Here is a 12,735-nt window from a genome sequence, read left to right as displayed (position 1 = left end):
GACCCCCACCACGGCTGTCGATCAGATAGTGCTCTCCCGGAGGAAAGCTCTCACTACCGACTTACTGGTCGAGCCAGACGTCGTTGAGGTCCGGCATGCCCTTGTTCGGGTTGTTGTGGACGTTCTTGACCTTCGTGCCGAAGACCGAGTTGCCCTTGTCGTTGTAGTCCGGGATGGCCAGGAGGTAGTTCTCCGTGAGCCACTTGTCCATCTTGCCCCACTCCGGGCCCTGCTCCGTGATGGAGAGCTGCTGGATGCGCTTGATCTCGGAGTCGATCTTGGCGTCGGAGAAGTTGCCGAAGGTCGTACCACCCTGCGAGAGGGCGATCGTGCCGAAGGTGGGCGGGATGATGGAGTCGGCGGACGGCCAGTCGAAGCACCAGCCACGCGGCGACTGCAGCATGTTGTACTTGCCCTTCGGGTCGCCGACGAGCTTGCGACGCTCCTTGTTGGGCGCACCGATGTCGGTGACCTTGAAGCCGGCCTTCTCCAGGGCCTGCTTGCGGACCTGGTTCACCTTCTGCGCGGTGTCGTCGTCGTTCGTGTAGTAGTACACGAGCTCGAACGGCTTGCTCGGGCCGTAGCCCGCGTCGGCGAGCATCTTCTTGGCCTGCTCCGGGTCACCGTCGCCCTGGCCGTTCATCTTGAAGCCGGGAGCAGCCTCCGCCGTGTAGTCGACGTGACCGGGGATCTGCGGCGGGATGATCGTGCTGGCGGGCGAGAACGAGTGCGACGTCTCACCGCCGGCCTTGTGGATCGAGTCGAAGGGCCAGGCGACAGCGATGGCCTTGCGCACCTTCAGCGGGATCTTGCGCGCGTCGAGGTTGACCATGATCACGCACGAGGAGGGGCCCTCCTCGAACTGGGCCTTCTTCGGGCCCTCGATCTGCGGGATGAGCGAGGAGTCGATCGGGTCCCAGTTGAGGCTCGTGGCGTCCTCGCCGTTGGAGGCGAGGATGGCCGTCTGCGTCTTGATGTCGTCGACGCCCCACTTGAAGTGGAAGCCGTCCGGGTAGTCGTGACGCGCCGGGTCGGTCTTCGGGTCCCAGTTGGGGTTGCGCTTGAGCGTCAGCTCGGTGCCCGGCGTGTACTTGTCGAACATGTACGGGCCGGTGGCCAGCGGGTGCAGCTGGTAGTCGGCCTTCTTGTCCTTGGCCTCGGGGATCGGCGTGAACTGGTTGAACGAGACGAAGTACGGCAGCGTCTCGAAGCGCTTCTCGAGGTGGAAGACGACGGTCTTGTCGTCGGTGGCCTCGACGCCCTTCCAGTTCTTGTCACCCTTGTAGGGGCCCTGGTAGTCGGCGCCACCCTTGAAGAACTCGCGCTGGTACGTCGGGCCGTTGGCAGCCAGGTCCGGGTCGAACGAGCGCTTGGCGGCGAAGACGATGTCCTGGGCCTTGACGGGCGTGCCGTCCTCGTACTTGATGCCGTCCTTGAGCGTGAACGTCCAGGTCAGGCCGTCCTCGGACTGCTTGCCCAGGTCGGTGGCCAGGTCCGGAACGAGGACCTGCTTGCCGCCGCGGCTGACGTAGGTCGTCAGGGCGCGGTGCGTGAGCGAGAAGATGACGGCCGTGTCCTGGTAGAACTGGTCGCTCGGGTCGAGGTTCGCCGGGGTCGAGGTGTAGGGCACGGTGAGGATGCCGCCACGCTTGGCACCGGGGATCTCCGGGGCGGGGCCCTTGGCGTTCGGGTCGAGGGCGGCTCCAGCCTGGTCGACCTTGCCACCGTTGCCGCCCTGGGTGCCGTTGGCGCCACTGTTGTTGGCAGCGGGCGCACCGCAGGCCGCGACGAAGCCGAGGGAAGCCGCGGCTCCCACGGTCAGGACTTTGGTCCAGCGCATTGTTGTTTGCTCCCTTTTGTGCTTGTCCCGGCGTTTTACCGGGAACATCTGGTGACCGAGACCCGGTGGGGTCAGCGGCGGCTGGTGGGGTCGAACGCGTCCCGGATCGAGTCGCCCAGCAGGCTGAGCGCGAGCACGAGCAGCGACAGGCCGATGACCGAGGGCCACAGCCACAGCGGGTAGGTGGCGAAGAGGTTCTGCGCGTCGGCGATGGTGCGCCCCCACGAGGCCGTCGGCTCGACGAGACCCGCGCCGAGGTAGCTCAGGGTGGCCTCGTAGGTGATGTAGGCGGGGACCGCGATGGAGGCGGAGACGATGATCGGTCCGACGAGGTTGGGCAGGATCTCCTTGAAGAGGATCTGGCGGGTCGGCACGCCGATCGCGCGGGCCGCCTGGACGAACTCCCGCTCGCGCAGGCTCTTGACCTCACCGCGGACAAGTCGGGCCAGGCCCATCCACCCGAAGATGAAGAGGATGACGATCAGCACGAAGAACCGGATGCGCGACGTCTCGTCGGCCGTGAGGTCGCCGCTGGCGGCGAAGCTCTTCTGCATGATCGGCACGATGGCCAGCACGAGCAGCAGGATGGGCAGTGACAGGAAGAAGTCGATGACCCACGAGATGATCTTGTCGGCGATGCCGCCGAGGTAGCCGGCGATGAGGCCGAGCGTCACGCCGATGATCGTCGAGGCCGCTGCAGCCACGAAGCCGATGATGAGCGAGGGCCGGGCACCGATGGCCCACCGGGCGAAGAGGTCACGACCGAGGCGCGGCTCGACGCCGAGCCAGTGGGCCGAGCTCGTCCCGACCTCGGGCAGTCCGTTGAAGTCGATGAGCTTGGTGTACGTCGTGTACGGGTCGGCCTTGGCACCGGTCGTCGGGTCGACGGACTCCAGCGAGTAGAGCAGCGGGGCGAAGATCGCGACGAGGATGAAGAAGACGATGATCGCGAAGCAGACGATCGCGACCTTGTCCTTCTTGAGCCGGGCCCAGGCGACCTGTCCGGGAGACCGCCCGGTGCGCACCTCCTGGTGCTCGCGGGCCGGCGTCGAAGCCTCCTCCTCGGGCACCTCGGTCAGCGTTCCTGCTGAGGGCTCCGGCATTGCGTTCAACGCGTTGTCTCCATCCTTGTGGGATTCACTTCAGACCCGGGGGGTTCGGTGGGGGGCTCGGTCACCCGGGCGCCCGGAGGGGCACCAGAAACATCCGACTCCACCCCCGTCGGGACGACGTGAGCCTGCCACACGGACTCGCGCCGTCCAAGCACCGAGACGTGCATGGATGACAAATCGTTACCGAGCCTCGCGTCCTGCCACACAATGTCCGTCGGGGCCCAGCGGGGGCGAAACATTCACTCTCGGCGCGTCCGTCCCAGGCGCCCCGAAAGCCACTCCCACCGTGCACGCAGTCGCTCCTCGAAGCCGCGGTCCGTGGGTCGGTAGTAGCCGACCGTGTCGTGGAGGTCGTCGGGGAGGTACTGCTGGGCGGCGACACCGTCGGGCTCGTCGTGGGCGTACACGTAGCCCTTCCCGTGCCCCAGCCGATCCGCGCCGGCGTACCCGCTGCCTCGCAGGTGCGCGGGCACGACGCCGCCGCGCCCGGCGCGCACGTCGGCGATCGCCTCGTTGATCCCGAGGTATGCCGCGTTGGACTTGGGTGCCAGTGCGTTGTGCACGACGGCCTGGGCCAGGATGATCCGCGCCTCGGGCATGCCGATCTGGGCGACGGCGTGCATCGCCGCCACTGCGGTCTGCAGGGCCGTCGGGTCACCCATCCCGACGTCCTCGCTGGCCGAGATGACGATTCTCCGCGCGATGAACCGCGGGTCCTCCCCCGCCTCGAGCATCCGGGCGAGGTAGTGCAGGGCCGCGTCGACGTCGCTGCCGCGCATCGACTTGATGAGGGCGCTCGCGACGTCGTAGTGCTGGTCACCGGCGCGGTCGTAGCGCACGGCCGCCTGTGCCACGGCCTGCTCGACGTGGGCGAGGGTGATCTCGACCGGGTCGTCCGAGACCCGGCCCGCCGGCTGGGCGTCGAGGGCGACGCCGGCTGCCGCCTCCAGCGAGGTCAGTGCCCGGCGCGCGTCACCGCCGGCGATCCGCACGAGGTGGTCGACGGCCCCGTCGGTCAGGGTGTGCGCCCCGGCGAAGCCGCGCTCGTCGACCAGGGCGGCGCCGAGCAGGTCCGCGATCTCGTCGTCGGAGAGGGACTCGAGGGTGACGAGGACCGAGCGGGACAGCAGCGGCGAGATGATGCTGAAGGAGGGGTTCTCCGTCGTCGCGGCGACGAGGATGACCGTGCGGTTCTCGACCCCCGGCAGGAGCGCGTCCTGCTGTGCCTTGGTGAAGCGGTGGATCTCGTCGAGGAAGAGCACCGTCTGGCGGCCGTAGAGGTCACGGTCGCGGACGGCGGCGTCCATGACGGACCGCACGTCCTTGACCCCCGCCGTCACGGCCGACAGCTCGACGAACCTGCGGTCTGCGGCGGTGGCGACGAGGTGGGCCAGGGTCGTCTTGCCCGTGCCGGGCGGACCCCACAGGATCGCGGACAGGGGTCCCGCGGCACCCCCGGAGCCCTCGATGAGCCGACGCAGCGGGCTGCCCGGGCGCAGCACCTTGGCCTGGCCCCGCACCTCCTCGAGCGAGCGGGGTCGCATCCGGACGGCGAGCGGGGCGTCACCCGCCGACGCGGGTCGCTCACCGCGCTCGGCGGCGGAGGCCGCACCGAAGAGGTCCCCCGGGCTGTTCGACATCACTGTGGAAGGCTATCCGCGTGCAGAACCGCTCACCGGCCGGCCTGATGCCGCGCACCCGCCTCGCCCGTCTCGGAGGAGTGATCGCCCGCCACCCGCGCAGCTGGGTGGCGGCCTGGATCCTGGTGGCCGCCACCTGCTTCGCGGTGGCCGTCGGCGGGGTCACCGGCGAGTCGCTCTTCGAACGGCTGCACTCCGGCGCTCCCACCGTCGAGTCGGAGTCCTCCCGGGCGCAGGACGTCATTGCCCAGAGCCAGCCGGCCCTGGAGACGCTGACGATGCAGGTCACCGGGGCCGACCTGACCGACGCCGCGACGATGGCCAAGGGCGCCGCGGCGACGAAGGAGATCGCACGTGTGCCCGGCGTCAAGTCGGTGAGGTCCCCGCTGCTCTCGCCCGCCGGCGTCACCGATCCCCGGACCGCGTTCCTGCTCGAGGGGGGCTCACCCTCCGCCGGCGGCTTCGTGACGGTGGTGGACTTCGAGCCGGGGCTGGACAAGCACGCACAGGACGCGGCAGAGGCCCAGGCCGAGCAGAAGCTGCTGGCCGTCCCCGCGGCGATGGGCGCCAAGGGCTCCGTGGGCAGCACCAGCAAGGTGGTCAAGGCGATCACGAGCACCGTCGAGCGCGACCTGCTTCGTGGCGAGGGCATCGCCCTGCCGCTGACCTTCCTCGTGATGTTCTTGGTCTTCGCCGGGTTCATCGCCGCCGGCATGCCGGTCGTCGGCGCCGTGGTCTCGATCGGCGGCGCCCTGCTGTCGTTGTTCGGCTTCTCCCACGTGGTGGAGCTCGACGCGACGGTCGTCAACATCGTGACGCTGCTCGGGCTCGGCCTCTCGATCGACTACGGCCTGCTCACCGTGAGCCGCTTCCGCGAGGAGCTCGCCCACCGCGAGCACGAGGTGCCGACCCGTGAGGAGGTGGCGGTCGCCGCCGAGCGCACCGTCGCGACCGCCGGCCGCACGGTGCTCTTCTCCGGGCTGACCGTGGCCATCGCCCTGGCCGGGCTGCTCATCTTCGAGGCGTCGATCATGCGGGCGATCGGCGTCGCGGGTGTCAGCGTCGTCCTGGTCGCGATGGTGGTCGCCATCACGCTCGTGCCCGCCCTGTGCGTCATGGGCGCAAAACGCCTGTCCCGCAAGGCTGTCGAGCGACCGTCCGACGTCGGGTTCTTCTCCGGCCTTGCCCACGCGGTGCAGCGCAGGCCGGTCCTGGTCATCGTCGGGATCGTCGCGGTGCTCGTGCTCCTCGCCCTTCCCACCCTGTCGATGCGGCTCACCTCGTCGGGCACCGAGCTGCTGCCCAAGGACGCCCAGCAACGGGTCTTCTTCGAGCAGCTGAACCGGGACTACCCGGCGCTCTCGTCACCGGAGGTGACGGTGGTCGCCGCGTCGTCCGACACGGCTGCGGTGACGTCGTGGGCCGAGCGGTTCCGCACGGCTCCGGGGGTGGAGAGCCTTGCGGTCAAGCCGCTCAGCGGCACCCACCAGCGGGTCGACATCCGCGTCGCGGGTCGTCCGACGTCCGACGACGCCCAGGACCTCGTGAGCCGCGTCCGCGACGTCGGTGCGCCGTTCGAGACGCTGACGACCGGCCAGGCGGCCGGCCAGATCGACTTCCTGGACTCCATGGCGGCCCGGGCCCCGTATGCCGTGGGCCTCGTCGTGCTCGGCACCTTCGTCCTGCTGTTCCTGATGACCGGGTCGGTCGTGATGCCGGTCAAGGCCCTGCTGCTCAACGTCATCTCGCTCGGTGCCGCCCTCGGCGTCGTCGTGTGGATCTTCCAGGAGGGCCACCTCGAGGGGCTGCTCAGCTTCTCGTCGGTCGGGGCCGTGGAGTCGATGGTGCCCTTCCTCGTCCTCGCATTCGGCTTCGGCCTGTCCATGGACTACGAGGTGTTCCTGCTCTCCCGGATCGTCGAGTTCCACCGCCAGGGCGTCGAGAACGACCGAGCCGTCTCGCTCGGCCTGCAGCGCACCGGGCGCATCATCACCTCGGCGGCCCTGCTCATCGTCATCGTCTTCGCCGGCTTCGTCGCCGGCGACATCCTCATCATCAAGCAGATGGGCCTGGCGCTCGTCGCGGCCGTCGTCATCGACGCGACGCTCGTGCGCATGCTGCTCGTGCCGGCGACGATGACCCTGCTCGGGCGGTGGAACTGGTGGGCGCCGCGACCGCTGCGCCGGCTGCACGACCGCTTCGGGATCACCGAGTGAGCAGCGTGGTCAGCGGCCACGGCCTCGAGGACCTGCTCGGCGCCACCGGCGGGCACCCCTTCGTGCGGTGGGAGGTCACGGACGAGCTCGCCTCGACCTGGTGGCAGGCGGCTGGCGCCGTCGCCTTCCAGCGCACCCGGAAGTCGGTGCGCCGCACCGTCAACGTGCTCGGCGACGACGAGGGCGTGACCGCGCTCATCGAGCACCTGCCGCAGATCGCGGCGACCATCACCCCTCGGCACCGGGCGTTCTCGGTCAGCGTCCCCCAGCACCTTGAGCCCCGGCTGCGCGAGCGCTACCGCGTCCTCGAGGGCGGCGACTGGGAGTGGTTCCACACCACCACCGCACCGGAGGAGCATCGCTCCCACGAGTCCGTCCGCCCCATCGACGACGTCGCACGCGCGGACGAGGTGCGCACGTTCCTCGAGGTCCACTCCCCTACGGCGGACACGGATCCGGGTCACGGTGAGCGCTGGTTCGCGGTCGAGGAGCCGGACGGGTCGTTCGCCGCCGTGGCCGCGTGGGGCACCACCAGGGGCGGCGCGCCGCACCTGTCCTCGGTGGCTGTCGACACGAGGCTGCGGGGTCGCGGCCTCGGCCGCACGATCGTCGGTGCCGTCACGCGGCTGGCGGTGGCGGAGACGGGCCTGTGCACCCTCGGGATGTACTCCCACAACGAGGCCGCGCGCAGCCTCTACCTCTCGCTGGGCTACGACCCGCTCTGCGCGTGGTCGAGCCGGCCCGTCGTCCTCGACTCCTGAGGCAGACGGCCGACGGGGCGGGGTGTCGTGGAGGGTTGCCGCCCGCGCGGGCCGCGGCAACCCTCCACGTCCTCGCCCCCGGGTTCAGTGCAGCGTGTCCAGGACGAACACCCCGTTGACCGAGCGCAGACGGTGGTCGTGACCGGTGGACTTCCCGCCGAGGTGGGTCTCCGTCACCGTCGCCCGGGCGCTCGTGTCGGCGGTGGCGTGCCGCTGGTCGCGCGGCACGCCGTAGATCCAGCTCGCGCGCCCGTCGTAGGAGGAGGTCTCCGAGCGGCTCGAGAGCCGCGCCCCGCCGCGCGTCAGGGAACGGTCCTCCCCCCAGGTGATCGCGAGGTCGCCCGTGACGTCGTAGGCGCCGTCGGCGCCCGGGTGCGGGTGGAAACCGAGCACGCCCTCCTTGTCCCAACGGTGCACGGTGCGCTCGACGGTCGGCGTGCCGTGCCCGTGCCGGGCCTCCACCACCTGCGTGTCGGTCCACGACGCCGTGAGCGAGTCGTCGGCCTCACCGTCGGTCCAGGAGTGGCGGGAGGTGTTCCCGAGGCTCCGCGTGACCGTGGTGGTCACGGGCCCGCGCGACGTGAACAGCGTTCCGGTGACAGCGAAGTCGCGGGTGGCGTCGAGGTCGACCCGACCCGCCTGGTCGCCCGTGCCCGTCACGGTGCTCTTCACCGCGGGGTCACCGCCGGAGGGCGCACCCGTCGTCCCGGTGACGACGCTCCGGCCGGCGTCGCGCCACACGCGGAAGCGGGGTGCGAGGGTCCAGCCGCCCTGCCCGGCCGGCAGGCCGACGACCGACAGGCGCACCTCGTGGGACCGCCCGTCGTCGAGCCGAGCGAGGTACGGCGTCAGGTCGTAGCCGAGGGAAGGGATGTCGAACGCCTTGGGCGAGGGGATGGTGTACCAGAGGAACGGGTTGCTCCAGCCGCCCGTGTAGACGACGGGATACGGCGCGGCGACGCCGGCGAGCTGCCCGTCGATGCGGACGTCCACCTCGCGGTAGGGCAGCCCGTCGGGGCAGGAGTACCCGGTCGACGCCGGGGCACTCGTGTCCCAGAACTCCTCACACCCACCGCCCGAGCCCGTCGCGAAGACATCGGCGAGCAGTCGGGTCGAGTTGCGGGGCACGGTGAGAGCCCCGACGAGGTCGCTGCCGTCGCGAGTCGAGTTCACGAGCGGCAGCACCTGGTCTGACGTCTGCGCCACCGGTGCCCCGTGGCCCGTGGTGTAGAAGTCCAGGTCGACCGACACGTGGATGACGCCGGTGTAGGTGGCGTCGACGACGTTGCCGATGGACATCGAGACCTGCTGCGGCCCGGTGAGCAGGGGTGCCAGATCGGTGACGTCCTTCTCGACGTGCCAGCGGATGCCGTCGATGCTCGGCTCCGGGGTCGACAGGGTCAGCATGCGCACGCCTGCCACGTCGAGGTAGCCGAGCCGGTCGAACTGCCGTCCGGCGACCGAGCCCGACAGGCGCATCACGACCTTGGACCAGGGGCCGGCGCACCCGGGAGGCGGCGTGTACGAGCTGGTGTGGACGGCGAAGTCGGCGAAGGAGTCGTCGACGACCCGGACGGTGCAGTGCCGCGTGCCCGGCACGGTGACGGGTGGCTCGGGGGTGCGGGGGTCGTCCCAGTCGGATGCGAACTCACCGGGCGGGGTGGCCGTGGCGGACGCGGTGCCAGCAGCCGGTGACAGGGCCGGTGACAGGGCCGGTGACAGGGCCGGTGAGGGTGCTGCCGAAAGGGCCGAGGCAGCGGTGGCGCCCGTCAGGGCCAGGACCACGCCCAGGATCGCGGTGGTGACGGGTCGCAGGCGAGGTGTGCGCATGTCACCCGACGCTAGGACCGAGAAGGTCAAGGTTGGGCAAAGCGCTCGCCCGCTCACGGCATACGCCAGCGGTCCCGCACACGCGCGGCACGGCATACGCCGCCCTCGCTGCAGACGCGCAGAGGGCTGCCGTCACCGAGGTGCCGACAGCCCTCCACGAGGTCTGCGGGAGCTCAGCTCCGCACGGGGCTGACCTCCGGGGCGCCCTGCGGGGCGGGAGCCGATGCGGCCGGCTTGGCGTCGACACCGGCCTCCTTGCGCTGCTCGGGCGTGATGGGCGCCGGCGCCGCGGTCAGCGGGTCGTAGCCGCCGCCCGACTTCGGAAAGGCGATGACGTCGCGGATCGAGTCGGTGCGCGCGAGCAGGGAGACGATGCGGTCCCAGCCGAAGGCGATGCCGCCGTGCGGCGGGGCGCCGTAGGCGAAGGCCTCGAGCAGGAAGCCGAACTTCTCCTGCGCGTCCTCCTCGGACAGGCCCATCACCTTGAAGACGCGCTCCTGGACGTCGCGCTGGTGGATACGGATCGAGCCGCCGCCGATCTCGTTGCCGTTGCAGACGATGTCGTACGCGTAGGCGAGCGCCGAGCCGGGGTCGGTGTCGAAGGTGTCGAGGAACTCCGGCTTCGGGGAGGTGAAGGCATGGTGCACGGCCGTCCAGGCCCCGGCGCCCACGGCCACGTCACCGGAGGCGACGGCGTCGGCCGCCGGCTCGAAGAGGGGCGCGTCGACGACCCACAGGAAGCTCCACGCGTCCTCGTCGACGAGACCGCACCGGCGGCCGATCTCCAGACGGGCCGCACCGAGCAGCGCACGCGAGGCCTTGGCGGTGCCGGCGGCGAAGAAGATGCAGTCGCCGGGCTGGGCACCGACGTGGGCGGCGAGGCCGTCCCGCTCGGCGTCGGTCAGGTTCTTCGCGACCGGCCCGCCGAGCTGGCCGTCCTCCTGGACGAGGACGTAGGCGAGGCCGCGGGCACCGCGCTGCTTGGCCCACTCCTGCCAGGCGTCGAGCTGCTTGCGCGGCTGGCTCGCCCCGCCCGGCATGACCACTGCGCCGACGTAGTCGGACTGGAAGACCCGGAAGGTGGTGTCCTTGAAGTACTCGGTGCACTCGACCAGCTCGTTGCCGAAGCGCAGGTCGGGCTTGTCGGAGCCGTAGCGGGCCATCGCCTCGGCGTAGGTCATCCGCTGGAACGGGGCCTCGAGCTCGACGCCGATGAGTCGCCAGAGCGCCGAGATGATCGCCTCGCCGAGCTCGATGACGTCGTCCTGCTCGATGAAGCTCATCTCGATGTCGAGCTGGGTGAACTCCGGCTGACGGTCGGCGCGGAAGTCCTCGTCGCGGTAGCAGCGGGCGATCTGGTAGTAGCGCTCCATGCCGGCGACCATGAGCAGCTGCTTGAACAGCTGCGGGCTCTGCGGCAGGGCGTACCAGGAGCCCGGGGCCAGGCGTGCCGGCACCAGGAAGTCCCGGGCACCCTCGGGCGTCGAACGGGTCAGCGTCGGCGTCTCGATCTCGACGAAGTCGCGAGCGCCGAGAACCGCACGAGCGGCGGCGTTCACCTTCGAGCGCAGGCGGATCGCGGCGCCGGCCGAGCTGGCGCCGGGGCGGCGCAGGTCGAGGTAGCGGTGCTTGAGGCGCGCCTCCTCGCCGACGGTGACGCGCTCGTCGATCTGGAAGGGCAGCGGGGCGCTCGGGTTGAGGACCTCGAGCTGCTCGACGATGACCTCGATGTCGCCGGTCGGCAGGTCGGGGTTGGCATTGCCCTCGGGGCGCTCGCGCACCTCGCCGGTCACCCGGACGCAGTACTCGTTGCGCACGTCGTGGGCGCCGCCCTCGGCCAGCACCTCGTCACGGGCGACCACCTGGGCGACGCCCGAGGCGTCGCGCAGGTCGAGGAAGGCGACTCCGCCGTGGTCTCGACGCCGCGCCACCCAACCGGTGAGGGTGACGGTCTGGCCTGCGTGGTCGGCACGAAGAGTGCCGGCCTCGTGAGTGCGGAGCACGGAGGGTCCTTCCGGGACGTGGGGCGGGTGGCGCGGGCGGCACAGCCGGCCTACGGGGGCCACTGGGCGAAGCCGGGCGCCCGGCGGCGGTCGGCCACGGGCACCGAGGACCAATCCTAGACCGCTTGCGCCTAGGCTCTTCGCCGTGCAGCACTCCCGCAACCGTGACCTCGACGGCGTCAGGGGCCTCGCGGTCCTCCTCGTCGTGGCCAGCCACGTGGGGCTGCCGGTGCGCTGGGGCGGCCTGTCCGGGGTGACGCTGTTCTTCGTCCTCTCCGGCTACCTCATCACGAGCCTGCTCATCGCGGAGTGGGACCGGTGGGGCTCGGTCAGCCTCTGGCGGTTCTGGGGCCGGCGCGCGCTGCGGCTGCTGCCTGCCCTCGTGCTGCTGCTGGCCCTCGTCCCGGTGCTGCTCTGGGCCACGGGCGACGACCGCCTCTCGCACTACCCCACGGCAGGGCTGGCGTCGCTGTTCTACGTGGGCAACTGGGTGCGCATCGAGGGCACCGACCTCGGCCTGCTCAACCACCTCTGGTCACTCTCCGTCGAGGAGCAGTTCTACGTGGTGTGGCCGGCGGTGTTCATCGGTCTCATGGCGTGGCTGCGCAGCCGTGCGCTGACCATCGTCCTCGGCCTCGCTGCACTCGGCACCTTCTACTCCGTGTGGACACGCGGGACCGCCATCCGGCTGGACATCTCGACGGAGACGAACGCGTTCGCCCTGCTCCTCGGGGCATCGCTCGCCTTCGCCCTGGCCGCCGTCCGCAGCCGCGGCTGGACGCTCCCGGCCTCGAGCCCGCTCGTGCCGTTCGCGGTGATGGTGGCCGTCTCGGCCTTCCCCGGGCACGGGCTCGCCGTCGACCACCCGCTCTTCCGTCCGCTCGGGGCCGTCTACGCGATGCTCGGCGTGTGGCTCGTGTATGCCGCCGTGTCGGGTCACTCGCGCGTCGTCGGCTCCCGCGTCCTGGTCTTCTTCGGGACCATCAGCTACGCGCTCTACCTGTGGCACCAGGCGCTGATCAACAGCCGCCTGCTCGGCGAGCACTCGACGCCCCGCAACCTGCTGCTCGTGGGGGCTGCCGTGCTCGTCTCGTGGCTGTCGTGGGTGCTCGTCGAACGGCCGGTGGGGCGCCTGCGCGGTCGGCTGCGCCTCGACCAGCCATCGGCTCGCCAGCGGGACCACGTCGCACGAGCGGACGCGCAGACCCGGACCGACCCGGCGACCGCCCGCTGAGGACCGGCCACCTCCCCCTCGGCGCGCTGGGCGCACGGCCCGCGGACCACGAGAAGGAGGGACCTTCGCCCCTCCACTCTCAACGTATAGCGCACCCGG

The 12,735-nt window shown here is 70.7% G+C and carries 8 protein-coding genes; 3 read left to right on the top strand and 5 right to left on the bottom strand.

Annotated features, from left to right (window positions below; translation table 11 throughout):
* Positions 1–61: 61 nt before the first annotated feature.
* The 3 genes from ABD194_RS04520 to ABD194_RS04510 all read right to left on the bottom strand — a co-directional run bounded on the left by ABD194_RS04520 (position 62) and on the right by ABD194_RS04510 (position 4,592).
* On the bottom strand, positions 62–1,816 hold the full coding sequence (locus tag ABD194_RS04520; protein ID WP_343988302.1) for an ABC transporter substrate-binding protein: 1,755 nt from the start codon (positions 1,814–1,816) through the stop codon (positions 62–64).
* Between the two features lie 95 nt (positions 1,817–1,911).
* Positions 1,912–2,943: an ABC transporter permease gene (locus ABD194_RS04515; RefSeq protein ID WP_343988803.1), complete on the bottom strand. Its 1,032-nt coding sequence runs from the start codon at positions 2,941–2,943 to the stop codon at positions 1,912–1,914.
* Positions 2,944–3,191: 248 nt separating this feature from the next.
* Positions 3,192–4,592, bottom strand: a complete 1,401-nt coding sequence (locus tag ABD194_RS04510) for a replication-associated recombination protein A (RefSeq protein WP_343988801.1) — start codon at positions 4,590–4,592, stop codon at positions 3,192–3,194.
* Between the two features lie 20 nt (positions 4,593–4,612).
* On the opposite strand from ABD194_RS04510, the gene ABD194_RS04505 reads away from it, so the two are divergent.
* Together ABD194_RS04505 and ABD194_RS04500 are read left to right on the top strand one after the other, a co-directional pair.
* Positions 4,613–6,808: an MMPL family transporter gene (locus tag ABD194_RS04505; RefSeq protein WP_343988299.1), complete on the top strand. Its 2,196-nt coding sequence runs from the start codon at positions 4,613–4,615 to the stop codon at positions 6,806–6,808.
* Positions 6,805–7,569: a GNAT family N-acetyltransferase gene (locus ABD194_RS04500; RefSeq protein WP_343988295.1), complete on the top strand. Its 765-nt coding sequence runs from the start codon at positions 6,805–6,807 to the stop codon at positions 7,567–7,569. Before ABD194_RS04505 ends, ABD194_RS04500 begins: the two co-directional genes overlap by 4 nt.
* Positions 7,570–7,653: 84 nt before the next feature.
* Here the strand turns inward: ABD194_RS04500 and ABD194_RS04495 are convergent, their stop codons facing one another.
* Entirely contained in the window at positions 7,654–9,399 is a 1,746-nt protein-coding gene (locus tag ABD194_RS04495) for a peptide-N4-asparagine amidase (protein WP_343988292.1), read from the bottom strand.
* 173 nt (positions 9,400–9,572) lie between these two features.
* Entirely contained in the window at positions 9,573–11,402 is a 1,830-nt protein-coding gene (aspS, locus tag ABD194_RS04490; protein ID WP_343988287.1) for an aspartate--tRNA ligase, read from the bottom strand.
* Between the two features lie 145 nt (positions 11,403–11,547).
* On the opposite strand from aspS, the gene ABD194_RS04485 reads away from it, so the two are divergent.
* Positions 11,548–12,636: an acyltransferase family protein gene (locus tag ABD194_RS04485; protein WP_343988284.1), complete on the top strand. Its 1,089-nt coding sequence runs from the start codon at positions 11,548–11,550 to the stop codon at positions 12,634–12,636.
* Positions 12,637–12,735 lie beyond the last annotated feature (99 nt).

This window comes from Terrabacter terrae, from assembly GCF_039529575.1.
GTDB classification, from domain to species: Bacteria; Actinomycetota; Actinomycetes; order Actinomycetales; family Dermatophilaceae; genus Terrabacter; species Terrabacter terrae.
Note: the sequence above shows the minus strand (reverse complement) of the source record. Positions and strands in the feature narration are given on the sequence as shown.